Origin of the sequence: Billgrantia montanilacus, assembly GCF_003336675.1 — a bacterium.
Taxonomy (GTDB): Bacteria; Pseudomonadota; Gammaproteobacteria; order Pseudomonadales; family Halomonadaceae; genus Halomonas; species Halomonas montanilacus.
Genome location: NZ_QPII01000002.1, coordinates 523965 through 550149 on the forward strand (window position 1 = coordinate 523965; position 26185 = coordinate 550149).

Here is a 26185-nt window from a genome sequence, read left to right on the forward strand (position 1 = left end):
CGGGCCTCGCTGTCTAGTGGCAACCGGTTAACGCGGGGTATGACGCGACAACCCCAGCAGATTCAGCGTGGGATCGTCCAGGCCGACAACGGCCTCCACGCCAGCCAGCTTCCGGTGGTACTCGGCGCTGAGGAAAGGCTGGCCGGCGAGCAGGTGCGCGAGGTATTCACGGGCTGGCTTCAGGGCGTTGGCCGTGGTGCCGGGGGCGGCGATATACACCCAGGCATCGAAGGCTCCCTCTTCGGTAACGACTGGCAACCGATGGCGCTGATACTCATGTGGATAACCTTCGTAAGGATCCATCAGCTCGATCTGCCCGGGCTCAACAAGCTCGAACAGTGCCCCCTCGACTCGCTCATCGACCACGGGTACGACATTGGCATGGGCGATCCCGGCAACCCGCGACGCCTTGTCGAAGCGCAGCGCATAATCATGCAGCACACCCGCCAGGGAGCGCTGGGTTGCACCAATACGTGCTTCGACCCGGGCCGTGTTCATGTTGCTGCCATAGGCGAAGTAGTAAGACATTTGCGTCTCGCTATCCTGGGTCAGTTTTCCGTCACCAACCGATCGATCTCTTCCACTGCCTTGCAGATCAAGAGCCGGTCGGTGGAGCGCGTTCCCTGCTGCGTCAGGTAGGCCTCCATTGCCGGAGCCACGTCACACTTCTCCGGCATCGGCCCACCCGCCTCGACCAGGGCATCCAGCCGCGCAATGAAGACGAAGCGCAGCCACTGCGGCAACGCCATGGTATCGATGCAGAACGGCTGCTGACTGGCCAAGGCATCGGCGTCGGGCCGCGCCACACGCCACATGTTGGTGGCCTTCATAGTGGCTTCCAGCCGGCGTAGCGCTACGTCGAGTTCCTCGTAGACGGTCATGTCGGGCACCTCGCTTGCATTGAGTTCCATTATCTCGTTCCTGTTCCGCCCTGGCCACCCCGTCCTGCAGCGCTCTATACACAGATATCCTGCACGAGCCTGTGGATAAACTATGGAAAGCTGCCCTTGCCCCCGATGGGCAGGGCGCTGGAAGCGACCGGTCAATTCTTGACCAGATTCTTCAGCACCCAACCCACGGCAGTGGCTGACAAGCCCCCGGGGGGCAAGGTAGAGTGCACGCTTCAAGAAGGGAGCCGACATGCAGCCGATCCATACGCTTCACGATTTTTTCGTGCGCACCGGTGCCGAAGTGCGGGCCTATCACCTTGGGCGGCGGGTCGAACCCTGCACCCTGGACATCCTGGCCGATTTCGAAATCGGCCAACTCCCCTGGCCCAACCCATGGCAGGGCCAGGCCAGGGTGGGCCTGGTGTTTCGCCTCGGCGACGTGAGCGACCCATTGATCTGGTTCCTGTCGCTGCCACTGGATGAGCAGGGCCAGCTGGTACCCGCCTCGCGTGACGCCTTCCTTCAGCGTCTGCTGGAGACGCTGGGTCGCAGCGTACAGCAGGTAGGCCGCAGCCAGCCGGGCGAATCAATCGACAACCTGATGAAGGACAACCCGCTGGCCTTCACCCCCTCGCTGCACTTCCAGGCGATGCTGCATGCCCGGGCAAGCCATGACATGGGCAAGCCCGCCAGCCCCTACCTGGAGCCCGTGGAAGCGTATCTCAGCGGCCAACAGCCCCTGGCCTGGCAGGCATTGGGACTGCAGGGATTGGCCGACTACGCGGTGCGTCTGGACGAAGAGGCTAGCCAGGTGCTGGCCGAGCGGCTACCCGCCCTCCCCGGCGAGGTACTGACTTCTCTATGCTACTGCCTTGAGCATGTCGACGTGCCCGCCACCCTGGCATTGGCGATACGCCACCGGGGAGAAGGCGCCGCTGCCGAGGGTGAGCTCGAGAGCTTCTGCGCCTGTGTTCGTGCCGTCAGCGGTGCCGCCATGGCCGGCGAGTGGTTCGATACCCTGCTGGATGACCCCAATGCCTGTGGCCCGGACCTGCTGGCGGCCATGGCCGGGCGGGGCTGGCGACACCTGGAACATACCGAGCGCCTGCCCCGTTTTCTGAACCGGCTGGCGGAGACACCACAAGCCGACTTTGCGGCCATGGCCCGGGACCTCGCCCTGATACCGCGTCTGCGGCTACCGGTGCTGATGGTGCTGCGAGAAGCCGCTCCGGGATCGGCCATCGGCCAGCGCCTCGCTGGGCTCGGCCACTGAAGTACGGAAACCAGGAAGTGAATCGATGAAGGAACTGCCCTACACTCCCAAGGCTGTCATCGGACGCCTCGAGATGGTCACGCTGCCGACGATCGGCGTTACCGTCTGCGCCAAGATCGATACGGGTGCCTATACCTCTGCCCTGCATGCGGAGGACATCGAGATCTTCGAAGAAGAGGGTCACCTGTGGGTCAGCTTCACCACCCGCAGTGGTGGCCAGGAGACACCACCCCATGTCTTTCGCACCCACCTGCACGACCGCCGCCGCGTGACGAGTTCCAATGGCCACAAGGAGTGGCGCTACGTCATTCGTACGCCGATGCAGATGGGCGAACTAGAAGTGATGGTAGAACTGACCCTGACCGACCGCAGCGACATGCGCTACCCCATGCTGCTTGGCCGCCGCGCCCTGCGCCGCCTGCTGGTGGCTCCCGGCGCCACCTTCCTGCACGGCGAGCCTTGACCCCCACACGCCCCTCGACTTCGGAGTCCTCGATGCATATCGCGATATTGTCCCGCAATCGTAATCTCTACTCCACACGTCGCCTGGTGGAAGCCGCCGAGAACCGCGGCCACAGCATTCGGGTCGTGGATACCCTGCGCTGCTACATGAGCATCGCGGCACACCACCCCTCGATCCACCTCAAGGGACAGGAACTCGAACATTTCGATGCCGTGATTCCGCGCATCGGGGCATCGGTAACCTTCTACGGCTGCGCCGTGCTGCGCCAGTTCGAGATGATGGGTACCTATGTGGTCAACGACTCGGTTGGCATCACGCGCTCCCGGGACAAGCTGCGCTCGCTGCAACTGCTCTCGCGCAAGGGCCTGGGGCTGCCCATCACCGGTTTTGCCCACTCTCCCGACGACATTCCAGACCTGATCACCATGGTCAAGGGGGCGCCGCTTGTCATCAAGCTGCTCGAAGGGACTCAGGGCATCGGCGTGGTACTCGCCGAGACCAACCAGGCCGCCGAGTCGGTCATCCAGGCCTTCATGGGCATGAAGGCGAATATCATGGTGCAGGAGTACATCAAGGAGGCCAAAGGGGCCGACATTCGCTGCTTCGTGATCGGCGACAAGGTGGTAGCCTCCATGAAGCGTCAGGCCGCCGATGGGGAGTTCCGCTCCAACCTGCATCGCGGGGGCAGCGCCAGCGTGATCCGTATCACGCCTGAGGAGCGCTCCACGGCAATCCGGGCAGCCAAGGCCATGGGATTGAGGGTCGCTGGTGTCGATTTGTTGCGCGCCAATCACGGTCCGGTGATCATGGAGGTCAACTCGTCTCCCGGCTTGCAGGGCATTGAAACCGCTACCGGCAAGGATATTGCCGGCCTGATTATCGAGCATCTGGAAAAACACTCAATCACGCCCCGCAAGACGCCGGCCAAGCCAAAGGGTTGAACCGGCAATTAATTTACCGGGGGGGTGGCAAAAGGACGGCGAGACCCCCACAATCTGCGTCACCGGAGGAGGTGACCGCTCATGTTTCTCGACAATCGCCAAGTGGCGATGGACGGCGTTCTGGAAGCGCTGGCCGACAGCATCGATTATTTTCAGGACAATCTGGAGCGCCTGCGCCCGTCGCTGCGCGAAGCCCTCAAGCCCCACTACGAGGCCAGGGCCAAGGCGATGCGCCAGCTCCAGGAGCTTGCCAGGCACCATCTCAAGCTGCTCCCCCGGGATGCCGATGTCGAGCGCGACGACTACATGTGGCTCTGGAGCCGATTGAAGAGCTTCGTTGGCAACGAAAGTCAGGTCGTCATCGGCGAACTGCTGGAGCAGGAGCGCGTGCTGATGCAGGCACTCTCCACCCTGTTCACGCATCCCCTGCCCGACCCCCTGGAGCCCATCGCCGAAGAGTGCTGGCAGCAGTGCCGCGCTCTGATCCGTGAGCTCTATCGGCTACAGAAGCAACGTCAGCGTTAGAAACTGCTTCAGCAAAAACCAAGGCGTTGGCGCTACTCCGCCAGGTCTTCCTCGCCGGTTCCGACCTCGTCGAGAGCTCCGTCGATCATGACGGCATTCCAAATCTGTGGAGCGATCTCCAGTGGCTCGACGGGACCCAGGAAATAGGGCTCTCGGCCCCAGAGATAGAGATCCCCCACGGTTGACGCCCTGGCAACCCACTCCCTGGCCTGCAGCCGCCATAGCCCGGCTACTGGCCGCTCCGGCGCGGCACAGCCAACCGCATCTACACCCAGTGCATCGGCAATGAAGAGCGCCCGGGGAAGATGCCAGGACTGGGTGACCAGCAGGGCCCGTTCGACGTCGAATACATCCCTCGCCCGAGCCAGGGTGTCGAAGGTGCTAAAGCCGGCATAGTCGAGCGTCATGTCCTCGTGACGCACGTGTTGTCCGCGCAGGTCGCGCCACATGGTCACGGGCTCGTTGTAATAACGGGTCCGGTTGTCGCCGGAGAGCAGCAGATGTTCGACCCTGCCCAGCCGAATCAAGCGGGAGGCGGCATTGATTCGCGCATCGAAGTGAGGGTTGCGAACCCCGCTGCGGGTCCAGTGCGAGGTACCGAAGACGATGCCGACCCGCTCGGGCCCGCATAGCGGCAGCGCATGCTGGATACGACCCTGGGTCTGACTCAACACCCAGACGTTGGCTCCCACGAACAGCAGCGACGCCAGGAGCAGTGCGGCTCCCAGCGCCATAAGAAGTACCTTGAAGACTTTCCACAACAGCGCAACCATCGATATCCCCGGACCGGCAATGGGGAAGCAGAAGCGCCGATTCGCGTTGCGAGTGCGAGAACCGCACCAATGAATCGGACCTGCGGCTAGAACATGCCCAGCTCGAGCTTCGCCTCGTCGCTCATCATCTCACGGCTCCAGGGTGGATCGAAGACGATTTCCGTGTGTACCTTACTGATCTGTGGCGCGCCGAGGATCTTGTTGCGTGCATCGGCGGCGATGACGTCCCCCATGCCGCAGCCCGGCGCGGTGAGGGTCATGCGGATGGTGACGAGGCGCTCCCCGGTGATCAGCCGCTCGATGCGACAACCATAGACCAGCCCCAGGTCGACGATATTGACCGGGATCTCCGGGTCGAAGCAGGTGCGCAGCTGATCCCAGACGAACTGCTCTATCTCCTCCTCCGTGGCATCCTCGGGCAGTGTCGGCCGCGGCAAGGCCTCTAGCCCCAGGGCGTCGAGATTGGCTCCCTCGATCAGGTAGAGCCGACCCTCGTAGCCCACGCTGATCGAGCTGCCCTTGGCCTGCATCACACTGACGATGCTGTCCTCGGGCAGGGTGATGGTCTTGCCGAAAGGGATGGAAATCGCTGCCACGTCACGTTGCAACGGGAGCGTCTGCCCCCGCTCCAGCCTGGCAATCTGTTCGATATCGCTCATGCTCAGCGCACCATCCCGATGACCCGCTCCAGGGCCGCCACGAAGGCGTCGACCTCTTCCGGGGTGTTGTAGACGGCAAAGGAAGCCCGACAGGTGGCATCGACACCGAATCGAGCCAGCAACGGCTGGGCGCAGTGATTGCCGGTGCGGATCGCCACGCCCAACTGATCGATCAGCAGCGCGATATCCTGGGAGTGGGCGCCATCGACGACGAAGGAGAGCACGCCGGCCTTGTCGGGCGCGGTACCGAGCAGCCTCAACCCATCGATACGCGAGACACCCGCGGTGGCCCGTGCCAGCAGTTCGGCCTCCCAGGTGCCGATACGTGCGAGCCCCACGTCGCTGACCCAATCGAGGGCAACCCCAAGCGCGATGACCTCGGCGATGGCCGGGGTACCGGCTTCGAACTTGTGGGGGATGTCGGCGAAGGTGGTCGGCACGTCGAAGGAGACGCTCTTGATCATCTCGCCACCACCCTGCCAGGGTGGCATTGCCTCCAGCAGCTCGGCCTTGCCGTAGAGCACGCCGGCCCCGGTGGGACCATAGACCTTGTGACCCGAGAAGGCGTAGAAGTCGGCATCGATGTCGCGCACGTCCACCGTCTGGTGCGGTGTGGCTTGGGCGCCGTCGATGAGAATCCTGGCACCGTGCCCATGGGCGATGGTTGCCAACTCGCGCACCGGGTTGATGGTGCCGAAAGCGTTGGAGACATGATTCACTGCTACCAGCCGCGTGCGCTCGTTGAAGAGCGCCCGGTAGGCATCGAGATCCAGCACGCCACGCTCGTCCACCGGGATCACCTTGACGACGATCCCGAGCTGGTCTGCTAGAAGCTGCCAGGGCACGATGTTGGAGTGGTGCTCGAGCAGCGACACCAGCACCTCGTCGCCCGGCTGAAGATTGGCCCGGCCCCAGCTGTTGGCCACCAGGTTGATTGCTTCGGTGGTGCCGCGGGTAAAGACGATCTCGCGCCGATCGGCCGCATTGAGAAAGGCTCGCACCGTCTCGCGCGTGGCCTCATAGGCCGCCGTGGCCTCGTCGGCCAGGGTGTGCAGCCCGCGGTGGATGTTGGCGTTGTAGCGGCTGTAGTAGTCGCGGAAGGTATCGATGACGCACAGGGGCGTCTGGCTGGTGGCAGCGTTGTCGAAATAGATCAGCGGCCTGCCATGCACCTGCCGCTCGAGAATCGGAAATTGCGCACGTATCCCGGCCACATCCAGGGCCGGGGTCTCAAGCACGCGATCGGTGGCCAGGTGATTCATGGTTGACTCCTCGGCTCAGTCGTCATGCAACGACATGGCGGCTTCCACCAGCCCGGAAAGATTGAAGCGCTCCGGCAGCTTGCCGGCCACCGCCAGTTCGACCCGTTCGGCCACGGCTTCCAGCTCCACTCGCTCCATCACTTCCCCGGCGAAGGCAAGCGTCAGCAGCCCACGGGCCGTCTGCTCGTCGATGCCACGGGTGCGCAGGGTGAACACCGCCTCCTCGTCGAGCTGGCCGGTCGTGGCCCCGTGGGAGCACTTGACGTCGTCGGCGTAAATCTCGAGCTCGGGCTTGGTATCGATCTCGGCACGGTCGGAGAGCAGGAGATTGGCGTTGCTCTGGTGCGCCTCGATCTTCTGACTATCGCGCTTGACCACCACCTTGCCGTTGAACACGCCACGCGCCCGGTCGTCGAGAATGCCCTTGTAGTTCTCGTTGGAGAACGTGAGCGGTGCGTTGTGGTTGGCCAGGGTGTGGTTGTCCACGTGCTGCCGCCCCTGGGCGAAGAACAGGCCGTTGAAGTTGGCTTCGGCGCCCTTGCCGTTGAGGTCGACCACCAGATCGTTGCGCACCAGGCTGCCGCCCAGGTTCAGATTGAACGAGGTGTAGCGGCTGTCACGCCCCTGCTCCACATGGATGCTGGCGACATGAAGGTCCTTGAGCGACGCCTCCTGCAGCTTGTAGTGGGTAAGGATCGCTCCGCGATCGAGCATGACCTCATCCACCAGGTTGGTGAAGTTGGCCGCCTCGCTCTCGCCGATGTGATGCTCGATCACCGTTGCCTGGCTGCGAGCGCCGGCCTCGATCAGTACCCGCGGATGGCTCATCACCGGCTGCGCATTGGCACGGGAAAGGAACTGCAGGAGGATCGGCTTTTCCACCACGCTGCCCGGGGCCAGGCGTACCACGGCACCCTCCTCCATGAAGGCGGTATTGAGGGCCGAGAAGGGCGAGAACTCCACCCCGGTGAGGCGCCCCAGCGGGCCGCCCACGGCCTCGTGATTCTCGGCCAGCGCCTGGGAAAGCGGCAGCACCGCAACCCCGGTCGGCAGCTCGCCAAGGTCGGAAAGTGCCGCGGAGAAGACGCCATCGACGAAGGTCAGCCGATGCGCCGCGATGGGCAGCGTCAGCGCTGCCGCTGAGGCAGGCGAAAACTCGGCGCTGTCGGTCAGGGCAAAGTCGCCACGGGCGATGGCACGCACGTCGGTATATTTCCATGCTTCGACGCGACGATCGGGAAAGCCCAGCGCCTCGAAACGCGCGGCACCCGCCTGGCGCCGGGCGGCGATCCAGGTCGGCTCCTGACCGTGGGCCTGGCGCCTGGCTTCGGTGCGCTCGGCCAGGCGATCGAGAAAGGTCTGAACATCGCTCATGCAGCGGTCTCCTCCACCACCCAGTCATAGCCACGTGACTCGAGTTCCTTGGCCAGCTCCTTGTCACCGCTCTTGGCGATGCGGCCATCGACCAGGACGTGGACGTGATCGGGAATGATGTAGTCCAGCAGGCGCTGGTAGTGGGTCACCAGCAGGATGCCGCGATCGGCGGCGCGCAGGCTGTTGACCCCATCGGCCACGATCCGCATGGCATCGATGTCGAGGCCGGAGTCGATCTCGTCGAGCATGGCCAGCTTCGGCTGCAACACCAGCATCTGCAGGATCTCGTTGCGCTTCTTCTCGCCGCCGGAGAAACCCTCGTTGACGGCACGCTGCAGGAAGCTGGCGTCCATCTTCATCTCGGCGATCTTTGACTTGATCAGCTTCATGAACTCCGGCGCCGGAATATCGCCCTGGCCGTTTGCCGCACGCTGGGCGTTGAGCGCCGCCTTGAGCAGATAGATATTCTTGACCCCGGGGATCTCTACCGGATACTGGAAGCCGAGCAGCATGCCAGCCAGGGCTCGCTCCTCGATCTCCATCTCGAGCACGTCCTGGCCTTCGAAGGTGATCGTGCCACTGGTCACCTCATAGCCCTCCTTGCCGGCGATCACCGCCGACAGGGTCGACTTGCCGGCCCCGTTGGGGCCCATGATGGCGTGAACTTCCCCGGCGTTGACGGTCAGGCTGAGGCCCTTGAGGATTTCCTTGCCTTCGACCGTGACGTGCAGATCCTTGACTTCGAGCATCTTGAGTACCTTTTCGATTCTGGCGAGCCGCCGCGGCGACCCGATAAAAGTGTCTTTCCATCGCCCTTGAAGCGCATCATGAGCGAGCCCAATAGCGTCTAGCCGACAGCGCCTTCCAGGGTCACGTTAAGCAATGCCTCGGCCTCCACGGCAAACTCCATCGGCAGCTCCTGGAACACGTCCTTGCAGAAGCCGTTGACGATCATGCTCACCGCGTCCTCCTCGGAGATACCCCGGCTCTGGCAGTAGAACAGCTGGTCCTCGCCGATCTTCGAGGTGGTCGCCTCGTGCTCGACGGTCGCGGTGCTGTTGCCGATCTCCTGATAGGGAAACGTGTGAGCGCCGCACTGGTCGCCGATCAGCAGCGAGTCGCACTGGGTGAAGTTGCGCGCGCCCTTGGCCCTGGGGCCGATCTTGACCAGCCCACGGTAGGACTGGTTGCTGCGGCCGGCGGAGATGCCCTTGGAGACGATGTAGGAGCGCGTGCCCTCGCCGATATGGATCATCTTGGTGCCGGTGTCGGCCTGCTGGCGGCCGTTGGTCACCGCCACTGAGTAGAACTCACCGATGCTGTCCTTTCCGCGCAGTACGCAGGAGGGATACTTCCAGGTGATGGCGGAGCCGGTCTCGACCTGGGTCCAGCTGATGCGTGAACGGTCGCCACGGCAGTCGCCGCGCTTGGTCACGAAATTGTAGATGCCGCCCTTGCCGTCCTCGTCACCCGGGTACCAGTTCTGCACTGTGGAGTACTTGATGTAGGCATCATCGAGGGCCACCAGCTCGACCACGGCGGCGTGCAGCTGGTTCTCGTCACGTTGTGGTGCGGTACAGCCTTCCAGGTAGGAGACCTGGGCGCGGCTCTCACAGATGATCAGCGTGCGCTCGAACTGGCCGGTATTGGCAGCATTGATCCGGAAATAGGTGGAGAGCTCCATCGGGCAGGTCACGCCTTCCGGCACGAAGACGAAGGAGCCGTCGGTGAAGACCGCCGAATTGAGCGCGGCGAAGTAGTTGTCGGCCACCGGCACCACCGTGCCCAGGTACTGCTTGATCAGCTCCGGGTAGTCGCGGATCGCCTCCGAAATGGAGCAGAAGATCACGCCCGCCTCGCCCAACTTCTCCTTGAAGGTGGTGGTCACCGACACGGAATCGAATACCGCATCCACCGCCACGCCGGCCAGCGCCGCCCGCTCGTGCAGCGGGATACCCAGCTTCTCATAGGTCTCGAGCAGCTTGGGGTCGACCTCGTCGAGGCTCTGGGGGCGATCTTCCGGGCGTTTCGGCGCACTGAAGTAGGAGATCGCCTGGTAGTCGATGGCCGGATAATCGAGGTGCGCCCAGGAGGGTGGCGTCATCTTCAGCCATTGATGATAGGCCTTCAGCCGCCACTCCAGCATCCACTCCGGCTCCCCCTTTTTCTGGGAAATGAAGGCAATGGTGCCCTCATCGAGCCCCGGCGGGATGGTGTCGCTCTCGATATCCGTGACGAAGCCTTCCTTGTATTCGCGACGGACCAGCTGTTCCATTTCCTGACTTGCCATGATGGTTCCCCTCCCGGGCGGTTGGGTCGGCGAGCAGCGAGCCCGCTCGGGTAATGTGTTCGGTGGCTTGCGCGTCTCAGGCCGAATCGGCGGCCAGACTGATACTCTGTATGGGCAGCTGTACCGGCAACTTGATCGGCGAGGAGTCGGCCAGGTGCGCCAGGGTCACGCTATCGAGCAGGGTGCGTACCGCCAGCGAAACACGCTGCCAGTTATCGGACACACCGCAGGTGGCGAGCAGGTCGCAGTCGCCATCCACATGGCTGCACTCGGTCATCGCCACCGGCCCTTCGATGGCGGTGATGATGTCGCGCGCCGTGATGCGCGACGCCGGCCGTGCCAGCGAATAGCCGCCCTGGGCGCCACGACGGGATTCCAGCAGCCCCGCACGCACCAGCATCTTCAATGTCTTGCTCACGGTCGGATGAGGCAACTGCACCGCCTCGGCCAAGTCGGCCGCCGCGTGAGGCTGCTCCGGGTGACGCGCGATCTGTGCCATCACCACCGCGGCATAGTCGGTCAGCCGAGAAAGCTTGAGCATGCCTGACTCCTCACGATTCGCCGCCAAGCCCTGTACGAGCTTCGCATTCGATTGAGGACCATTTTAGTCCTGTATGGATTCGATGTGAAGTCCCCTCTGCCCATTTGGCCAGGGCTAGCGGCACGATAGCGGCAAGATCGACGCCGATCGCACAATAACGACAATCATTCGCATTTGCTGGGCTGGCTGGGCAATCCCATGTCAGGTCATTCAAAGGATGGCTCGCGTGCGCCTGCCAAGGTCGAGGCCTATCTCCACCTGCCTGCTAGACTGAACAGAGACATAATAAAGCCGCTACGCGCCGCGAGACGTGGCAGGGAGACCCCATGAAACCATGTGAAACTGTCACGAAAGCCAGCGCGGGGGTGGCACGACTTGGCGGTAGCCTGCTGCTTGCCTTGGCACTGTTGCAGCCCGCTCAGGCTGGTGAAACACAAATCGTCATCGGCACGGCCAGTTCGACCGGGGTCTACCACATCACAGGCCAGGCGTTCTGTCGCCTGATAGAGGGCCCCTGCCATGCCCGTCCGTCGGAAGGCTCGGTAGCCAATCTCCGCGACCTTCGTCATGGTGAAGTCCCGATCGCATTGGCCCAATCGGACCAGCAGTATCATGCCGTCGAGGGGCGAGAAAACTTCGCCGATACCGGGCCGGACGATTCATTGCGCGCCCTGTTCTCGGTGCATAGCGAGCCCTTTACCCTGGTGGTACGCCGGGAAGCGGGGATACAGGGGTTCGACGACCTGAAACAGCGCGCGGTGAATATCGGCAACCCCGGCTCCGGGCAGCGTGCCACCATGCTGCAACTGATGTCGGCCAGGGGCTGGTCACTGGACGATTTTGCCCTGGTCAATGAACTGCCCGCCGATCAGCAGTCCCTGGAGCTGTGTCACGGCAATATCGATGCCATGGTCTATACCGTGGGTCACCCGGACCTGACGATTCGCCAGGCCGTCGATCTATGCAACGCCGCCGTGGTGGGTGTCGAGGGGGATTTCGTCGAAGCCCTGGTGGACGACGCTCCCTACTACAGCCTGGCCGAAATCCCCGCCGGGCTCTACTACCCCGAGCAGCCGGAAGTGAAGACCTTCGGCGTCCGCGCTACCGTCGTGGCCAGCGAAGCCACCGATCCGGACCAGGTCTACACCCTGGTGGCCGCCGTTTTCGACAATTTCGAACGCTTTACTGCCTTTCATCCCGCCTACTCGGTGCTCGAGCCTGAGCGAATGATCAAGGAGGGGCTATCGGCCCCGCTGCACGAAGGCGCCCTGCGCTACTACCGCGAGCGTGGCTGGATCGAGGATGAGGCCAACGGCGAAGAAAATGACGCAGCCGATGAGGCCGAGACGAACGCTGAGACGGACTAGCAGCCTAGCGCTTACACCTTCTTGACGTACACTGACTTCAACTTCATCGGTCCGATGCCGTCGACCTTGCAATCGATGTCATGATCCCCTGACACCAGACGAATATTCTTCACCTTGGTGCCAACCTTGACCACCGAGGAAGAGCCCTTGACCTTGAGGTCCTTGATGACGGTGACCGTATCGCCATCGGCGAGCGGATTGCCGTTGGCATCGCGTACGGCAACCTCATCCTCTGTCGCTTCGGCCCCCGCCCCCTTCGACCACTCATGCCCACACTCCGGGCAGACGAACTGCAGGCCGTCGTCATAGGTGAACTCCGAGGCGCAGGCCGGGCAATGTGGCAGGTCACTCATGGGTTATATCCTGATGGCAGTGGAGACGAGCCAGCGCTAACACGGCACAGAGGACTGCGCGAGCGAATCGCTGGGCTGCACGGGGTCGAGGAAAGGCGAATAGCCTACACGTCCGATCAATGCGACTCCAGCCACCCGATTCAACCGCCGCCGCTGATTCGGACAAGAAAGGAGCGGCGGCAGCGTGCGCCAACTCCGCTGGCAAACATGGGTAATCTTAACCAGAATCAAAGATAGTATTAGCCGTCCCAGCCAAGGAATAACGAAAAGTTACATATATGAGGCAAGGACATGCGTATCTTGAAGCTCGACCGCATCGACCGCATGCTGCTGGAGGCCCTGCAGCAGGACGCCCGCCTGACCACCGCAGAGTTGGCGGAGCGCGTCAATCTATCGCCCTCCCCCTGCGCCAGGCGCATCCGACGACTCGAGCAGGATGGCCTGATCACCCGCTATCGCGCCGAGCTGGACAGGGAGCGCCTGGGCCTGGACGTCACCATCTTCGTACAAGTACGCCTCAGCCAGCATCAGGATGCCTTGGTCGAACAGTTCGAAGCAGCGGTCAGGGAGATGCCGGACGTCATCAACTGCCATACCATTTCCGGGGCCTTCGACTATCTCCTTCAGGTGGTGACCGCCGACCTGCGCGGCTATGAGCAGTGGGTGCGACGACTGCAGAAGCTACCCATGGTCAACAGCGTGGACAGTAGCTTCGCCATACGCGCCGTCAAGGAGAACGGGGCACTGCCCCTGCCACTGGGCTGAATCTGGGCTCAAATGCCCCTTTTGCACCACTCATGGGCCGCCTGGTAGGTTAAGAACCCACGAAAGAATGAAGGGAGTCAAAGATGGCGATCGGCTGCGTCACCGTCTTCGGGGGAACCGGCTTTCTCGGCGGCCAGGTGGTTCGTGAGCTGACGGAGGCAGGACGCACGGTACGCATCGCCGCACGTCGGCCTGCCCTGCCCGAGTGGGCGGAACCCGGTGATCCGCTGGAGCTGGCCAGCGTCGACATTCGCAGCAAGGCCGATATCGCCAAGGCGCTCGAGGGCTCCGAGAGCGTGGTAAATGCGGTCAGCCTTTACGTGGAAAGCCGGAACGCGCGCTTCCAGACCATCCATGTGGACGCCGCCGCTCAACTGGCACAGCTTGCCCATGAGGCGGGCATCCAACGCCTGATACAGATATCGGGCATCGGCGCCGATCCGGCATCACGCTCGGCCTATGTCAGTGCCCGAGGCCAAGGCGAGAGAGCCGTGGTTACAGCACTGCCCAAGGCGACGATCCTGCGCCCCAGCGTCATGTTCGGCCCCCATGACGCCTTCCTGTCGACCGTGGCAGGCTTGACGCGGCTGCCGGTCATTCCCCTGTTCGGCCATGGCGAAACGCGGCTGCAACCGGTCCATGTGATGGACGTGGCCCGCGCCATCGGCCGGCTGCTCGGTAACGAACCACTTGAGCGACGCCTCTTCGAACTCGGCGGCCCCGACATTATCCGCTATAGGGAGGTGATCGAACTGGTCATGCGGGAGCAGAAGCGAGAACGCCCCCTGCTGCCGATGCCCTTCACACTGTGGCACTTGCTGGCGCTGATGGCCTCGCCCCTGCCTACCCCCCCGCTGACGCGCGACCAAGTGGTCATGATGGCCCATGACAACGTCGCCGGCGATGACGTCGGCACCTTCGAACACCTGGGCATACTGCCACGCTCCCTGCGGGACAGCCTGCCGCTATGCTTGGCGGCTATTTCTGGCTGAACCAACCCCTGCCCGCTCAGCCATCGCCGTCGGCCTCGGAATAGAAATCCAGGTCCTCCAACCGCCCCAGCACAGCTGTGGCGATGTTGGCCAGGTGCGCGGCAACGCGCTTGTAATGCCGCGCCAGAAGTGAGTAAGCCACCGCCTCGTGAAACTCGATCTGGCGCTCGTCGCGAAACAGTTCCTCGATCAAGCGGTCGCTGCGCTGGCGCACTTCCACGGCCTTGGAGAGCGCCTGGCGAGCCTGCTGCTCGTCGGAATTTCGCGTTGCCTTGATCACCTTGTCAAACATGTCGCCCATCTCGAGCGCCATATTATCGAGCGGCTCCTGATACTTGGGCACATGGAAGCCTTCGCTGTAGAAATGCCCCACCTCGAAGACATTCTTGCAGTAGTCCCCGATGCGCTCGGCATCCTTGGCCACGCTCATCAAGGCCAGGCAAATGGCGACATCATGGCCCGGATTGACGGTCAGGTGACGCAGCACCTTGCGGCGAATCGAACGCTCCAGTTCATTGATTGCCCGGTCGCGGTCATAGAGCGGCTGGCGAACCTCATCGGCCGATGCCTTGCTGTGCAGGACCTCGTTGGCGCGGTCGAACATCCAGGCTCCGTGCTTGAGCATCTGGGTCAGGTCCTCGAACGCCAAGTTGAGCGTGTTTTCCGAAGTCAGGGCGCTATAAAGCTGTCGAAACATGGCAGAAATCTCCTGAGTCACCGCGCTCAGCGCAGGCTCGTGAACAGTTCGGTGGCGCCGATTCCCAGCAGCGGTATCACCAGGAATACGCCGATCAGGAAGACGAAGGCATAGCGGGTCTGGCGTGCTGCCAGCCGGCCATACCAGATGGCAATCCGAACCGGGATATAGCGCAGCGGGTACCAGATGGCGGTGCCGGTCAAATTGAAGATGACATGGAACAGGGCCACGGTCATCGCGGCGGCCACGGGGTTCGCTGTGGCGGCCAGCACACTCGTAATCGTAGTACCTAGGTTGGCCCCCATCATGAAGGGCAGCACACGGCGCAGGCGAACAACGCCGGCGCCAGCCAGCGGCACCATCAGGCTGCTGGTGATGGTGCTGGACTGAACCAGTACGGTGGAGACCAGGCCAACACCATAGGAACGCAGGTCGCTGCGGAAGAAGTAGGTACGAAACAGACCGTCCATATGGCGCAATAGTGCGCCGCGCAGATTCTGCACCATGAAGATCAGCGCACCGAACATCAGCAGCATGCCGAGACCGGCTACCAGCAGCCCCTGGGAAGTGGGGGCGGTCGTCAGGAGGGAGGCGATACCATTCGCGGCATCGACCACCGGTGCGGTGACCACCTTGATCGGGCTGTTGGGTCGGGCCACCTCTTCAAGGCCGATCAGCTCGGCCAGCCAGCCCGCCACCTGAGTAAAGATCCCCCTTCCTTCCTCATGGAAAAGCCCGCTGATGTACTCCAGGGGAAAGACGAGCGCCACGGTAAGGATGTTGAAGAAGTCATGCATCAAGGCCGCCGTAAACGAGCGCCGGAAGTTGCGCTTGATGCGCACATTGGCCAGCGCCACGATCACCCCGGTGACCGCCGTCCCGATATTGGCCCCCATGATGGCGAACACCGCCGTACCCAGCGTCATCTCACCGCTGGCCACCAGCGTCACGATCAGCGCCGAGGTGAAGGACGAACTCTGCACGATCATGGTGACCAGCACACCGGCCAACAGGGCGATGAAGGGGTTCTCACCGTAGGCGAAAAGCTGGGTCAGGAAATCGCTGGCCTTGCCGAACGTCCCCAGACCCGAACCGAGTACGTTCAGCGCCGCAAGGAAGAGGTAGAGACAGATACCGGCGTAGATGCCGCGCATCCAGGCCGGTACCTCACGCTTGTGCTCGCGGGTAAGAGCCGCTCGGTTCGTGTCGGGCGAAGAGGTATCTGGTTTCGACATGAAAAGGCCGTTGTGAGGTTACACGTTCAGAATGACGGGTGTGTGACACCCACGTTACTGTCCGCGCAAGGTAACCGGGATATGTGACAGTTTCATGACAGCCAGGTAAATCGCCTCGCCGGCATGGGCTTACCTCCCGGTACGGTGCGCTATTCCCCGATATCTTCGTTCCAGAGTTCGGGCGACGCCTCGATGAAATCGGACATCATGTCGATGCAGGCCGGCGACTGCAGGACTTCGACGTCGACGCCCCGAGAGCGCAGCAACGCTTCTTCACCCATGAAGCTGCGATTCTCGCCGACAACCACTCGGGGAATACCGTAGAGCAGGATGGCTCCGCTACACATCGGGCAGGGTGACAGCGTCGTGTAGAGCACGCAATCCCGATACACTGAGGCTGGCTGGCGCCCCGCGTTCTCCAGGGCATCCATTTCGCCATGCAGCACGGTGCTGCCCGACTGCACCCGCCGGTTATGGCCCCGCCCCAGAATGCGCCCACGATAGACCAGCACCGAGCCGATGGGGATACCTCCCTCAGCCAGGCCCTGGTGCGCTTCATCCAGGGCAGCTTGCATATACTTGTCCATGGAAGGTTGACTCCGAGTCCATGAGAAGGAAAAAGCCAGTTCCGACGTGACCATAGCAAAACAGCAGCGACTCTGCGCGGCGACCGGCCGGCGAAGCGAAGGATGTGACGCCCTGCCCGACCAGACTCACCGCGATGACGAAATGACCCAGGGAGACCCAACATGCCCGATCAGACGACCCAAGCCCGTATTCTGGTGTTCGCCGGAAGTACCCGGGAAGCCTCCTTCAACAAACGGCTGGCCCGCCTTGGTGCCCGACGACTGGATGCGCTAGGCGCCCAGGCCACCTTCATCGACCTTCGCGACTATCCAATGCCGCTCTACGATGGCGACCTTGAGGCCGAGCATGGCCTGCCTCAAAACGCACTGGCACTGCGCAAGCTGCTGGCCGAGCACCGGGGCCTGCTGCTCGCCTCCCCCGAGTACAACGGCTTCATCACCCCGTTGATGAAGAACACCATCGACTGGATCAGCCGCCCCCATGAAGGCGAAAGCGGCCTCAAGCTGTTCGCGGGCCGGGTCGCAGCGCTGCTCGCCGCCTCTCCCGGCGGGCTTGGCGGCATGCGCAGCCTGACGCTGATGCGCCAACTGCTGAGCAATATCGGGGTGACGGTACTGCCGGACCAATTGGCCGTGGCCAAGGCGGGTGACGCCTTCGATGACGATGGCGCCCTGACCGACGAGGCCCATCAAAAGAAGCTCGACGCCATCTGTCAGCGACTGGTCGATACAACGAGGCTATTCAACCGCTAGCCCGGGGGAACCCCTGATTATGCAGGCAAGCACCTACTCCCAGCGCCAGCCGTGACGCTGCCACCACGCCAGCGCGATCTGGCGGTTCTCGAGGTTGGCGCTTTCCGCCAGCACGGACCCCAGTTGGACGTAGTCACCGCCCGTCTCCACCAGCAGTGCAGGGTCCTGTGTCGCCAGCTGTAGCGCGTAGAGCACCAGCATCAGCTCGTAGGGGTCGGTACTGTCGATCAGGCTGAACAGCAGTGGCACGGCCGGCTTGCCGATCTGACCCAGCCGCTCCGCCGCGATGTACCAGACCCGCGGATGCTCGTCGCCGCCATAGGTGTCGATGAAGCGCCGATCCGCCAGCCGGCTGATGAAGTAATGCACTTCATCCTCCTCGGTAGCGAACAGCGCCGGCAGCCAGTAGCGATCTTCCCGTGTCGTGCCATTCGGCGGCAGTTCGGCTTGCGCGGAAGGCGGCGGTACATCGGCCTGCGGTGGCGCCTGCGCTTCCATCGGGGGCGGCTCCGAACGCCCGGCACAGCCAGTTGCCAGCAGGGCCACCAGCAGGCCCAATCCTGCTGAACGCGTGCGTATTGCCATAGTGCCCGTACTCCCTCGATCGGCGATTCATTGACGAAACCCCTCATGCCCCTTCGACGGGCGGAACAAGGTGGCGAATCCCGTCGGATTCTATCGCGGCCGCGGCAGGCTGCACAGCTCCCCATCGAGATCCTGGTGCAGCGCTGTCATCTAAATGACATGATATCGTGCTGTTATCGTCATCGACCCGCTACTGAGCTAGAGGCCCCGAATGACAACCAAGACCGTTCTGATCGTCGATGATGAAGCGCCGATCCGCGAAATGATTGCCGTGGCCCTGGAAATGGCCGACTACCGCGTGCTCGAGGCCGACAATGCCCAGACCGCCCACGCCATGGTCGTCGACCAGCAGCCCGACCTGCTGCTGCTCGACTGGATGATGCCCGGTACCAGCGGCATCGAGCTGGCGCGACGCCTCAAGCGCGAGACCGCCACCAGCGAGTTGCCGATCATCCTGCTCACCGCCAAGGGCGAGGAAGACAACAAGATCCTTGGGCTCGAGGCCGGCGCAGACGACTACATCACCAAGCCCTTCTCGCCGCGAGAACTGGTAGCCCGGCTCAAGGCCGTGCTGCGCCGCTCCACCCCGAAAGGAGTGGAAGACCTGGTCGAGGTCGAGGGGCTGCAGCTCGATCCGGTCAGCCATCGGGTCAGTGCCAATGGCAAGTCGCTGGAAATCGGGCCTACCGAGTATCGCCTGCTGCAGTTCTTCATGACCCATCAGGAACGGGCCTATACCCGCGGCCAGCTGCTCGACCAGGTGTGGGGCGGCAATGTCTATGTCGAGGAGCGCACCGTGGACGTGCATATCCGTCGCCTGCGCAAGGCGCTGGGCGACCACCAGCACCTGATCCAGACGGTGCGTGGAACCGGTTACCGTTTTTCCAACAAGGTCTGACATGCGCCTATGGAGCCATGAACTCTGGCGCCTGGGGCTGATAGCCGGGGCCGGCGGCCTGATCGGCTGGTTCTTCTCAGCCTTCGGGCTCGGCCTTGCCGCTGGCCTGGGTCTTTACCTCTACCGCCACCTGTGCCGGCTGCGCGCCCTGCACCGCTGGCTCACCCGCAACCCCCAGGCCGAGCCACCCGCCGCCAATGGCCTGTGGGGGGAGCTGTTCGACCGCCTCTACCGCTATCAGAAGGGCCAGCGGCACACCCAGGAGCGACTGCGTACCACCCTCAAACGCATCCAGGAATCCTCGGAAGCCATGCGCGACAGCGTGGTGATGCTCGACCAGCATGGCGACCTGGAGTGGTGGAACGGCGCCGCCGACCGCATGCTGGGCCTACGCTCACAGCACGATCGCGGCCAGCACATCACCAACCTGGTGCGCGATCCGCGCTTCGTCTCCTACTTTAACGCCCGCGACTACCGTGACCCCCTGACGCTGCCATCGCCCATCGACGAGCGGATGATGCTGCAGATCCAGATCACCCTCTACGGTGACGACGAGCGGCTATTGATGGCGCGGGACATCACGCGCCTGCATCGCCTGGAGCAGATGCGACGCGACTTCGTCGCCAACGTCTCTCATGAACTAAGAACGCCGCTGACCGTACTCGCCGGCTATCTCGAAACCTACGCCGACAACGCCGACCAGCTGCCTCCCCGCCTCGCCCGTAGCCTCGCCCAGATGCAGGGGCAGACCACGCGCATGCAGAGTCTGGTCAACGACCTGCTGCTGCTCTCGAGACTGGAACTCGAGCAGAGCGGTGACGACCACGCGCCGCTGGACATGAGCGAACTGCTCGAGAGCATCCGCCGCGATGCCGCGGCGCTCGCCAACGGCCAGCAGCGGATATCGGTGGAGATCGACGAGCAGCGGGCGCTGCTCGGCAGCGAACAGGAGATCCGCAGTGCGGTATCCAATCTGGCCTACAACGCCGTACGCTATACGCCGGCGGGCAGCCATATCGTCATACGTTGGAAGGCGTGCGGCCTAGGTGCCTGCATCGAGGTAGAGGACGACGGCGACGGCATCGACCCGGAGCATGTGCCCCGGCTCACCGAACGCTTCTACCGGGTCGACAAGGGTAGAAGCACCGCCACCGGCGGCACCGGCCTGGGTCTGGCTATCGTCAAGCACGTGCTGTTGCGCCACGACGCGACCCTGGAAATCGATACACGCCCCGGCCAAGGGGCGCTGTTTCGCTGCGCCTTTCCTGATACGCGGCTGGTCCTGGCATCCATTAACCACGACGCTTGAGCGCATCCTCGTCGATCTGGTCCGGGTCCATGTGACGAATATCCAGCCCCTTGACCAGATAGATGACGTACTCGGCCAGGTTGTCGGCATGGTCACCGACCCGTTCCAGGGCACGCAGTATCCACATCACGCTGAGCACCGGACCGATGGCGCGGTTGTCCTCCATCATGAAGGTCATGAGCGAACGCATGGCACTGCCGTACTCGTCATCCACCGCCTCGTCCTCACGCACCACCTGCAGCGCCAACTCGGTGTCGAAACGGGCGAAGGCGGTAAGCGAATCGCGCAGCATCTTGCGCACGTGCTCGCTGATATGGCGCACCTCCACCAGGCCACGCACCGTGGTGCCGTTCTCGATCAGGATCAGGGCATTGCGGGCAATCTTGCTCGCCTCGTCGCCGATCCGCTCCAGGTCCGCGGTGGCACGGATCACCGCCAGCACCAGGCGCAGGTCCGATGCCGCCGGCTGCCGGCGCGCTAGCACCCGGGTACACTCATCGTCGATCTTGAGCTGCATGTCATTGACCTGGCGGTCGTTGTCGCGCACTTTTTCGGCCAGCCGGCTATCTCCCTCGAGCAGGGCCTTCACCGCTTCCAGGACCTGATTCTCGACCAGCCCACCCATGGTCATCAGGTGGGTCTTGAGTTCCTCCAACTCCTGATTGAACTGCCGGGAAATATGCTGGCTATGGGTATCGCTGGTGATGTCCATGTGACTCTCCTGGTGACCGTCGAGGTCAGGCCATACGGCCGGTGATGTAATTTTCGGTGCGCGCCAGGCGCGGGTTGGTGAAGAGACTGGCCGTAGGGGCATACTCCACTAGCTCGCCGTCGTGAAGGAAGGCGGTATAGTCCGAGACCCGCGCCGCCTGCTGCATGTTGTGGGTAACCAGCACCACGGTCAGCTGCGACTTCAGGCTGCGGATCAGCTCCTCGATCTTCAGCGTCGAAATCGGATCCAGTGCCGAAGCCGGCTCGTCCAGCAGCAGCACCTCGGGGCGAACCGCCAGGGTACGGGCGATCACCAGGCGCTGCTGCTGGCCGATGGAGAGCGACCAGGCCGAGGCACGCAGGCGATCCTTCACCTCGTCCCACAGCGCCGCCGCGCCCAGCGCCCACTCAACGATGTCGTTCATCCGCCGCCGCGTCAGGCCACCCTGCAATCGTAGCCCAAAGGCCACGTTCTCGTAGATCGACATGGGGAATGGGTTGGGCGCCTGGAATACCATACCCACTCGGCGCCGCAGCTCGTCCACCGCCACCTCGGGCGCGTGAATCTCCTGCCCCTCTAGGCGAATGCTGCCCTGTCGACTGACTGCTTCGTTGAGGTCGTGCAGCCGGTTCAGCGCTCGCAGCAGGGTCGACTTGCCGCAGCCCGAGGGGCCGATGAAGGCGGTTACCCGATGGCGCGGCAGGCGTAGGGTCAAATCGCGCAGTGCCGTCTTGCCGTCATAGGCCAGGCTCAATCCCTCGACATCGAGACAGCTGACATCGGGGGCGAAGTCGATGATCGGCCCCGTGACATTCGCGCGATCCGAGTGCGGACGAGTGGCATCCGGTCGCGGCTGGCTTGATGGTGAGAGCGGCAGTTCGGGCATCGTGTGGCTCTATCCTCGGTCAGTGGCGCGACAGCGCCCCGTGACGCGCCCTGTAATAATGGCGCAGAAATATTGCAGTCAGGTTAAGCACTACCACCACCAGCACCAGCAATAGTGCCGTCGCATAGACCAACGGCATGGCCGCCTGGATGTCATCACCGTGAAAAGCGGTATCGTAGACGTGATAACCGAGGTGCATGAACTTGCGTTCAAGATGCAGAAAAGGAAATTCGCCGTCCACCGGCACCTGGGGCGCCAGCTTGGCAACACCCACCAGCATCAGCGGAGCCACCTCACCGGCGGCGCGGGCCACCGCCAGGATCATGCCGGTCAGCATCGCCGGTACCGCCATGGGTAGCACCACCCGGGTCAGCATCTCCAATCGCGTGGCCCCCAGCGCCAGCGCCCCCTCTCGCTGGTGGTCGGGAATCCGCGCCAGCCCCTCCTCGGTGGCCACGATCACCACCGGCAGGGTCAGCAACGCCAGCGTCAGTGAAGCCCACAGCAGCCCGCCCGTGCCGAAGGTGGGCGATGGCAGCTCGTCGCTGAAGAACCATTCATCAAGGGAGCCTCCGATACCGTAGACGAAGACACCGAGGCCAAACACGCCGTAGACGATGGAGGGAACGCCTGCCAGGTTGCGAACCGCGATGCGTACCCAATTCGTCAAGCGGCCCTGGTGAGCCACCTCGTTGAGATAGACCGCCGCCAGCACGCCGAATGGGGCAACCAGCAGCGACATCAGCATCACCATCAGCACGGTACCGAAGATCGCCGGCCATACGCCGCCGGCGCTATTGGCGGCCCTTGGCCCCTCGGAGAGGAAGCGCCATACCCCCCGCCCCCAGGCACCCAGCTTTTGCGGCAGCGACATGGCATTGGGTCGCCAGGCACGCAGCACCTCGTCCAGGGTAAGGACCAAGCGCCGGCCGTCAACGCTCTCCAGTACCACCGCATCCGCCCGCATGCTCTGCTGGAGCCCGCGAATCCGCTCGTTGGTCTCGGCCAGTCGACGCTGCGCCTGGCTATCGGCGGGGTCATTCCCGAGCCGACGCACCAAGGGCGGGATGACGCGGTGTTGCAGTTCGTCGCGCTCGGCGCGCAATGCATCGACGGCGGAGAGGCGTGCCTGAAGCGTGGCCCAGGCGACCTTACTACCACTACCACCATCGCCATCACCATCGCCGACCGATGTGCCGCGCTGTCCGGCAGGCATCACCTCGACCAGGCGACCGATGAAATCACCGTGGCGACCGCGCTCCAGCACGACCAGTTCGCGGGGCCGCTCGCTCCCGGTAATGCGCGCCACCGCCACCCATCGCCAGACATGGCCATCGAGGTCGCGGTTGCCGGTAAAGTAGAGCCGCTCCCGGGCCCGGATTGCCCCATCCGCTGCCGGCAACGGCAGTTCGCGCACCGCACGGCCCGCGAACACCTGGCCATCGTCGAGCTCCACCAGCGACACCGATGACGGCCAGAAGTGGCCAAGGCCGCGAACGGCAATCAGGGACAGCAGCCCTGCCAAGAGCAGCAGCGACAATGCCACGCTGCCGGCGGCCAGCCAGGCCCAGGGGCCTTCGCCCCGGGGCAGCCGAGCGCGAAAACCCGTTACCGCGGAGAGGCTCACGACAAATCTCCCAGCCGACGGTAGCGACGCCGCAGCCGGCTACGCACCACCTCTGCAAGGGTATTCACCAGGAAGGTAAAAAGGAACAGCAGCAGTGCCGCCAGGATCAGCAGCCGGTAGCTGTCGCTGCCCGGTACTGCCTCGGGCAGCTCGATGGCGATTCCCGCCGCCATGGAGCGCATTCCCTCCAGGGGGCTGAGACTCATCACCCCAGCATTGCCGCTGGCCATCAGCACGATCATGGTCTCACCCACCGCGCGGCCGGCGCCGATCATCACGGCAGCGAAGACGCCGGGCGCCGCTGCCGGCAGCACCACCTTCCACAGGGTCTGCCAGCGCGTTGCCCCCATGGCCTGGGCACCTTCTCCCAGGCTGCTCGGCACGCCCGACAACGCATCCTCCGCCAGGGCATAGACACTGGGCATGACCGCAAAGCCCATGGCCAGGCCGACGATAAGGGCGTTACGGCTGGCATAATCGATACCAAGCTCGGCATCCAGCCAGCCGCGCAGATCACCGCCGAACAGCCACGCTTCCAGCCAGGGGGCCAATTCCAGCGCACCCATCCCCAGCATGGCCAGCCAGGGCACCAGCCATAGGCCGGCCCAGGCCAGCGGCATTCCTTGGCGAACGGCAGGGCTCAAGCGTCGCCAAATGCCACTTGCCATCAGGGCGCCCAGCGGCATCACCAGCAGCAGGACGAAGGCGCCAGCCAAGTGGCGCTCCACCCAGGGTGCCAGCACCAGGCCCGCCACGAAGCCGACCACCACCCCGGGCAGGGCTTCCATCAGCTCCAGTGTGGGCTTGATGCGGCTGCGTAGCCGTGGAGACATGTAGACGGAAGAGTGAATGGCCGCTCCCAGTGCCATGGGGACGGCAAACACCATCGCCCAGAAAGCCGCCTTCAACGTGCCCCAGGCCAGCGGTGACAGTGAACGGGTGATCTGCCCCTGACTCAGTGCACCGCTTAGCAGCGCCGGCACCACTTCGAGCGCCAGGAAGGCGCCGATGGCCAGCACCGCCAGGATCACACCGATACCCCCCGCCGCGATCAGCCCCGTCGCCAGGCGGTCGAGTAGATGACGCCGGGGGGAGCGGGGCGAAGGCGCAGCGGACGAGGGCTTGATCATGAGCAGAAGCATATAACAGCTTGATGACAGTTGGATGACGGCCTCACGGCGCCAGGCCCAGTTCTTGCCTCTGGCGCGCTAGCATCTCCTCGGGCAGGGCCACGAAGCCCAACTCCGTTACCGTGCCCTGCCCCTGAGGCGACAGCACCAAGTCGAGAAAGGCGCGCTCCGGCGCCGGCAGCGCTTCACCCGGGGGCAGATGGAGGTAGAGATAGAGCGAGCGGCTCAGGGGATAACCGCCCTGCCGTACGTTCTCGGCATCCGGGGCATGCACCACCCCATCGGCATCCACCAGGGCCAGGGTCTTGATTCCCGGGGTCAGGTGGTTGAGGCCCGCATAACCGATGGCGTCGAGGCTTTCGGTAACCGCCGCCACCACGGCCGCTGAACCGGGATGTTCGTTGAGCCGCCGCCGATATTGGCCGTCGCATAGCGCCCGCTGGCGAAACAGGCCGTAGCTGCCTGACGCCAGGTTGCGGCCATGCAGCTCGATGCGTCGGGCGGGGGCGTCTAGACCCAGCTGTTCCCAACGCGTAACGGGGTGCTCGGCACCACAATGACGGGTACGCGAGAAGATCGCGTCGAGCGTTTCGAGAGACAGGGCCTCGAGCGGGTGGTGGCGATGTACCACCACCACCAGGGCGTCGCGGGCCACCTCGACCTCCAACGGCGGATAGCCATGTCGCGTCACGAACGCGTCGTGTTCCTCATCGGTCATGGCACGCGACATGGGGCCCAGTCGGGTGGTACCGGCGGTCAGCGCCGGGGGGGCACTGGCGGAGCCGCTGGCCTGCAGTTGCAGGCGTACGCCCGGGTAACGGTGGGTGAGCTGTTCACCCCAGCGCAGCATCAGTCCCGCCAGGGTATCGGAGCCCACTGTACCCAGCGTCCCCGTGGGCATATCGGCACGCACCGGAACCTGCGCCAGAGGCTGGGCTTGCGCAAGCACCAGGGCAAGGCCGACCAGCGAAGCCAGCAGGCAATGCCGCCAGCGTGACAGCCGCCAAACCAGTGCCCGCCTCACGGCTCCCTGCCCGGTATTACTTCGCCACGCCCCCTACCCTTGAACAAAGTGCCTCCTTCTTCTATTGCACGAATCTGTATGACCCAGGACATATTACAAGGTCTTGCTGAAGTAGCGCCGCCCCTGCATCATCTGGTGAATAGTTACTGGCAGCTCGTCTGGATTGCCCTTGAGGATATACCCTTCGGCGCCGGCCTCGAAGGCCTGTTCGACATAATGTCGCTCATCGTGGCCGGAAGTCGTTGAATACGTCGACTTGCAGTCACACTATCCT

The 26185-nt window shown here is 63.6% G+C and carries 30 protein-coding genes; 11 read left to right on the forward strand and 19 right to left on the reverse strand.

Annotated features, from left to right (window positions below):
* Positions 1–27: 27 nt before the first annotated feature.
* A complete protein-coding gene (locus tag DU505_RS05055; protein WP_114477884.1) occupies positions 28–528 on the reverse strand; it encodes a gamma-glutamylcyclotransferase family protein in 501 nt (166 codons plus the stop codon).
* A 20-nt stretch (positions 529–548) separates the two neighbouring features.
* Positions 549–881, reverse strand: coding sequence for a YqcC family protein (locus DU505_RS05060; RefSeq protein ID WP_114477973.1), 333 nt, complete (start codon positions 879–881; stop codon positions 549–551).
* Positions 882–1140: 259 nt separating this feature from the next.
* On the opposite strand from DU505_RS05060, the gene DU505_RS05065 reads away from it, so the two are divergent.
* From DU505_RS05065 to DU505_RS05080, 4 genes are all read left to right on the forward strand, one after another.
* Positions 1141–2163 carry a DUF3549 family protein gene (locus DU505_RS05065; RefSeq protein WP_114477885.1) on the forward strand — a complete coding sequence of 341 codons (1023 nt, stop codon included), beginning with the start codon at positions 1141–1143 and terminating at the stop codon, positions 2161–2163.
* Positions 2164–2188: 25 nt separating this feature from the next.
* The gene (locus DU505_RS05070; RefSeq protein WP_114477886.1) at positions 2189–2626 is read left to right on the forward strand and encodes an ATP-dependent zinc protease family protein; all 438 of its coding nucleotides are present in this window, start codon (positions 2189–2191) and stop codon (positions 2624–2626) included.
* 32 nt (positions 2627–2658) lie between these two features.
* Positions 2659–3567, forward strand: coding sequence for a 30S ribosomal protein S6--L-glutamate ligase (gene rimK, locus DU505_RS05075; RefSeq protein ID WP_114477887.1), 909 nt, complete (start codon positions 2659–2661; stop codon positions 3565–3567).
* A gap of 81 nt (positions 3568–3648) precedes the next feature.
* Positions 3649–4092: a hypothetical protein gene (locus DU505_RS05080; protein WP_114477888.1), complete on the forward strand. Its 444-nt coding sequence runs from the start codon at positions 3649–3651 to the stop codon at positions 4090–4092.
* 32 nt (positions 4093–4124) lie between these two features.
* On the opposite strand, the gene DU505_RS05085 is transcribed toward DU505_RS05080, so the two are convergent.
* The 7 genes from DU505_RS05085 to DU505_RS05115 form a co-directional block, all read right to left on the reverse strand.
* Positions 4125–4865 carry a SanA/YdcF family protein gene (locus tag DU505_RS05085; RefSeq protein ID WP_114477889.1) on the reverse strand — a complete coding sequence of 247 codons (741 nt, stop codon included), beginning with the start codon at positions 4863–4865 and terminating at the stop codon, positions 4125–4127.
* Positions 4866–4951: 86 nt separating this feature from the next.
* Positions 4952–5524: a putative Fe-S cluster assembly protein SufT gene (gene sufT, locus DU505_RS05090; RefSeq protein WP_114477890.1), complete on the reverse strand. Its 573-nt coding sequence runs from the start codon at positions 5522–5524 to the stop codon at positions 4952–4954.
* 2 nt (positions 5525–5526) lie between these two features.
* Entirely contained in the window at positions 5527–6786 is a 1260-nt protein-coding gene (locus DU505_RS05095; protein ID WP_114477891.1) for a cysteine desulfurase, read from the reverse strand.
* Positions 6787–6801: 15 nt separating this feature from the next.
* Positions 6802–8160, reverse strand: coding sequence for a Fe-S cluster assembly protein SufD (gene sufD, locus DU505_RS05100; RefSeq protein ID WP_114477892.1), 1359 nt, complete (start codon positions 8158–8160; stop codon positions 6802–6804).
* Positions 8157–8909, reverse strand: a complete 753-nt coding sequence (gene sufC, locus DU505_RS05105; RefSeq protein ID WP_114477893.1) for a Fe-S cluster assembly ATPase SufC — start codon at positions 8907–8909, stop codon at positions 8157–8159. Before sufC ends, sufD begins: the two co-directional genes overlap by 4 nt.
* A gap of 98 nt (positions 8910–9007) precedes the next feature.
* The gene (gene sufB / locus DU505_RS05110) at positions 9008–10450 is read right to left on the reverse strand and encodes a Fe-S cluster assembly protein SufB (protein WP_114477894.1); all 1443 of its coding nucleotides are present in this window, start codon (positions 10448–10450) and stop codon (positions 9008–9010) included.
* 76 nt (positions 10451–10526) lie between these two features.
* Positions 10527–10991 (reverse strand): SUF system Fe-S cluster assembly regulator, encoded by a 465-nt coding sequence (locus DU505_RS05115; protein ID WP_114477895.1) that lies wholly within the window; start codon positions 10989–10991, stop codon positions 10527–10529.
* Between the two features lie 326 nt (positions 10992–11317).
* On the opposite strand from DU505_RS05115, the gene DU505_RS05120 reads away from it, so the two are divergent.
* On the forward strand, positions 11318–12358 hold the full coding sequence (locus DU505_RS05120) for a TAXI family TRAP transporter solute-binding subunit (RefSeq protein ID WP_114477896.1): 1041 nt from the start codon (positions 11318–11320) through the stop codon (positions 12356–12358).
* Between the two features lie 11 nt (positions 12359–12369).
* Here the strand turns inward: DU505_RS05120 and DU505_RS05125 are convergent, their stop codons facing one another.
* A complete protein-coding gene (locus DU505_RS05125) occupies positions 12370–12711 on the reverse strand; it encodes a zinc ribbon domain-containing protein YjdM (protein WP_114477897.1) in 342 nt (113 codons plus the stop codon).
* Positions 12712–13002: 291 nt separating this feature from the next.
* On the opposite strand from DU505_RS05125, the gene DU505_RS05130 reads away from it, so the two are divergent.
* Together DU505_RS05130 and DU505_RS05135 are read left to right on the forward strand one after the other, a co-directional pair.
* Positions 13003–13476: an Lrp/AsnC family transcriptional regulator gene (locus tag DU505_RS05130; protein WP_114477898.1), complete on the forward strand. Its 474-nt coding sequence runs from the start codon at positions 13003–13005 to the stop codon at positions 13474–13476.
* Between the two features lie 83 nt (positions 13477–13559).
* Entirely contained in the window at positions 13560–14468 is a 909-nt protein-coding gene (locus DU505_RS05135) for a complex I NDUFA9 subunit family protein (protein WP_114477899.1), read from the forward strand.
* A gap of 16 nt (positions 14469–14484) precedes the next feature.
* Here the strand turns inward: DU505_RS05135 and DU505_RS05140 are convergent, their stop codons facing one another.
* The 3 genes from DU505_RS05140 to DU505_RS05150 all read right to left on the reverse strand — a co-directional run bounded on the left by DU505_RS05140 (position 14485) and on the right by DU505_RS05150 (position 16987).
* On the reverse strand, positions 14485–15165 hold the full coding sequence (locus tag DU505_RS05140; protein ID WP_114477900.1) for a phosphate signaling complex PhoU family protein: 681 nt from the start codon (positions 15163–15165) through the stop codon (positions 14485–14487).
* A gap of 26 nt (positions 15166–15191) precedes the next feature.
* Positions 15192–16400, reverse strand: coding sequence for a Na/Pi cotransporter family protein (locus DU505_RS05145; protein WP_245947772.1), 1209 nt, complete (start codon positions 16398–16400; stop codon positions 15192–15194).
* 149 nt (positions 16401–16549) lie between these two features.
* Entirely contained in the window at positions 16550–16987 is a 438-nt protein-coding gene (locus DU505_RS05150; protein ID WP_114477902.1) for a nucleoside deaminase, read from the reverse strand.
* A 162-nt stretch (positions 16988–17149) separates the two neighbouring features.
* Here DU505_RS05150 and DU505_RS05155 point away from each other — a divergent pair, with 162 nt between their 5' ends.
* A complete protein-coding gene (locus DU505_RS05155) occupies positions 17150–17740 on the forward strand; it encodes an NADPH-dependent FMN reductase (RefSeq protein ID WP_114477903.1) in 591 nt (196 codons plus the stop codon).
* Positions 17741–17773: 33 nt separating this feature from the next.
* On the opposite strand, the gene DU505_RS05160 is transcribed toward DU505_RS05155, so the two are convergent.
* Positions 17774–18325, reverse strand: coding sequence for a hypothetical protein (locus DU505_RS05160; RefSeq protein WP_114477904.1), 552 nt, complete (start codon positions 18323–18325; stop codon positions 17774–17776).
* Between the two features lie 211 nt (positions 18326–18536).
* Between DU505_RS05160 and phoB the strand changes: the two genes are divergently transcribed.
* Together phoB and phoR are read left to right on the forward strand one after the other, a co-directional pair.
* A complete protein-coding gene (gene phoB / locus DU505_RS05165; protein ID WP_114477905.1) occupies positions 18537–19223 on the forward strand; it encodes a phosphate regulon transcriptional regulator PhoB in 687 nt (228 codons plus the stop codon).
* A gap of 1 nt (position 19224) precedes the next feature.
* The gene (phoR, locus tag DU505_RS05170) at positions 19225–20532 is read left to right on the forward strand and encodes a phosphate regulon sensor histidine kinase PhoR (protein ID WP_114477906.1); all 1308 of its coding nucleotides are present in this window, start codon (positions 19225–19227) and stop codon (positions 20530–20532) included.
* On the opposite strand, the gene phoU is transcribed toward phoR, so the two are convergent.
* The 5 genes from phoU to DU505_RS05195 are packed head-to-tail and all read right to left on the reverse strand — an operon-like array spanning position 20516 to position 25911.
* Positions 20516–21244 (reverse strand): phosphate signaling complex protein PhoU, encoded by a 729-nt coding sequence (phoU, locus tag DU505_RS05175; RefSeq protein WP_114477907.1) that lies wholly within the window; start codon positions 21242–21244, stop codon positions 20516–20518. The two genes, phoR and phoU, sit on opposite strands and share 17 nt — an antisense overlap.
* Positions 21245–21269: 25 nt before the next feature.
* The gene (pstB, locus tag DU505_RS05180) at positions 21270–22130 is read right to left on the reverse strand and encodes a phosphate ABC transporter ATP-binding protein PstB (protein ID WP_114477908.1); all 861 of its coding nucleotides are present in this window, start codon (positions 22128–22130) and stop codon (positions 21270–21272) included.
* A gap of 19 nt (positions 22131–22149) precedes the next feature.
* Entirely contained in the window at positions 22150–23757 is a 1608-nt protein-coding gene (gene pstA / locus DU505_RS05185) for a phosphate ABC transporter permease PstA (RefSeq protein ID WP_114477909.1), read from the reverse strand.
* Positions 23754–24887, reverse strand: a complete 1134-nt coding sequence (locus DU505_RS05190) for an ABC transporter permease subunit (protein ID WP_114477974.1) — start codon at positions 24885–24887, stop codon at positions 23754–23756. The genes pstA and DU505_RS05190 overlap by 4 nt, the downstream gene beginning before the upstream one ends.
* Before the next feature lie 43 nt (positions 24888–24930).
* Positions 24931–25911 carry a PstS family phosphate ABC transporter substrate-binding protein gene (locus tag DU505_RS05195; RefSeq protein ID WP_422666996.1) on the reverse strand — a complete coding sequence of 327 codons (981 nt, stop codon included), beginning with the start codon at positions 25909–25911 and terminating at the stop codon, positions 24931–24933.
* Between the two features lie 78 nt (positions 25912–25989).
* Here DU505_RS05195 and DU505_RS22485 point away from each other — a divergent pair, with 78 nt between their 5' ends.
* The gene (locus DU505_RS22485; RefSeq protein ID WP_181872730.1) at positions 25990–26157 is read left to right on the forward strand and encodes a hypothetical protein; all 168 of its coding nucleotides are present in this window, start codon (positions 25990–25992) and stop codon (positions 26155–26157) included.
* The last annotated feature ends 28 nt before the right edge of the window (positions 26158–26185 follow it).

Coding starts and splice junctions, on each gene's coding strand:
- DU505_RS05055 (WP_114477884.1), bottom strand. CDS start 528: ATGTCTTACTACTTCGCCTATGGCAGCAACATGAACACGGCCCGGGTC.
- DU505_RS05060 (WP_114477973.1), bottom strand. CDS start 881: ATGACCGTCTACGAGGAACTCGACGTAGCGCTACGCCGGCTGGAAGCC.
- DU505_RS05065 (WP_114477885.1), top strand. CDS start 1,141: ATGCAGCCGATCCATACGCTTCACGATTTTTTCGTGCGCACCGGTGCC.
- DU505_RS05070 (WP_114477886.1), top strand. CDS start 2,189: ATGAAGGAACTGCCCTACACTCCCAAGGCTGTCATCGGACGCCTCGAG.
- rimK (WP_114477887.1), top strand. CDS start 2,659: ATGCATATCGCGATATTGTCCCGCAATCGTAATCTCTACTCCACACGT.
- DU505_RS05080 (WP_114477888.1), top strand. CDS start 3,649: ATGTTTCTCGACAATCGCCAAGTGGCGATGGACGGCGTTCTGGAAGCG.
- DU505_RS05085 (WP_114477889.1), bottom strand. CDS start 4,865: ATGGTTGCGCTGTTGTGGAAAGTCTTCAAGGTACTTCTTATGGCGCTG.
- sufT (WP_114477890.1), bottom strand. CDS start 5,524: ATGAGCGATATCGAACAGATTGCCAGGCTGGAGCGGGGGCAGACGCTC.
- DU505_RS05095 (WP_114477891.1), bottom strand. CDS start 6,786: ATGAATCACCTGGCCACCGATCGCGTGCTTGAGACCCCGGCCCTGGAT.
- sufD (WP_114477892.1), bottom strand. CDS start 8,160: ATGAGCGATGTTCAGACCTTTCTCGATCGCCTGGCCGAGCGCACCGAA.
- sufC (WP_114477893.1), bottom strand. CDS start 8,909: ATGCTCGAAGTCAAGGATCTGCACGTCACGGTCGAAGGCAAGGAAATC.
- sufB (WP_114477894.1), bottom strand. CDS start 10,450: ATGGCAAGTCAGGAAATGGAACAGCTGGTCCGTCGCGAATACAAGGAA.
- DU505_RS05115 (WP_114477895.1), bottom strand. CDS start 10,991: ATGCTCAAGCTTTCTCGGCTGACCGACTATGCCGCGGTGGTGATGGCA.
- DU505_RS05120 (WP_114477896.1), top strand. CDS start 11,318: ATGAAACCATGTGAAACTGTCACGAAAGCCAGCGCGGGGGTGGCACGA.
- DU505_RS05125 (WP_114477897.1), bottom strand. CDS start 12,711: ATGAGTGACCTGCCACATTGCCCGGCCTGCGCCTCGGAGTTCACCTAT.
- DU505_RS05130 (WP_114477898.1), top strand. CDS start 13,003: ATGCGTATCTTGAAGCTCGACCGCATCGACCGCATGCTGCTGGAGGCC.
- DU505_RS05135 (WP_114477899.1), top strand. CDS start 13,560: ATGGCGATCGGCTGCGTCACCGTCTTCGGGGGAACCGGCTTTCTCGGC.
- DU505_RS05140 (WP_114477900.1), bottom strand. CDS start 15,165: ATGTTTCGACAGCTTTATAGCGCCCTGACTTCGGAAAACACGCTCAAC.
- DU505_RS05145 (WP_245947772.1), bottom strand. CDS start 16,400: ATGTCGAAACCAGATACCTCTTCGCCCGACACGAACCGAGCGGCTCTT.
- DU505_RS05150 (WP_114477902.1), bottom strand. CDS start 16,987: ATGGACAAGTATATGCAAGCTGCCCTGGATGAAGCGCACCAGGGCCTG.
- DU505_RS05155 (WP_114477903.1), top strand. CDS start 17,150: ATGCCCGATCAGACGACCCAAGCCCGTATTCTGGTGTTCGCCGGAAGT.
- DU505_RS05160 (WP_114477904.1), bottom strand. CDS start 18,325: ATGGCAATACGCACGCGTTCAGCAGGATTGGGCCTGCTGGTGGCCCTG.
- phoB (WP_114477905.1), top strand. CDS start 18,537: ATGACAACCAAGACCGTTCTGATCGTCGATGATGAAGCGCCGATCCGC.
- phoR (WP_114477906.1), top strand. CDS start 19,225: ATGCGCCTATGGAGCCATGAACTCTGGCGCCTGGGGCTGATAGCCGGG.
- phoU (WP_114477907.1), bottom strand. CDS start 21,244: ATGGACATCACCAGCGATACCCATAGCCAGCATATTTCCCGGCAGTTC.
- pstB (WP_114477908.1), bottom strand. CDS start 22,130: ATGCCCGAACTGCCGCTCTCACCATCAAGCCAGCCGCGACCGGATGCC.
- DU505_RS05190 (WP_114477974.1), bottom strand. CDS start 24,887: ATGATCAAGCCCTCGTCCGCTGCGCCTTCGCCCCGCTCCCCCCGGCGT.
- DU505_RS22485 (WP_181872730.1), top strand. CDS start 25,990: ATGACCCAGGACATATTACAAGGTCTTGCTGAAGTAGCGCCGCCCCTG.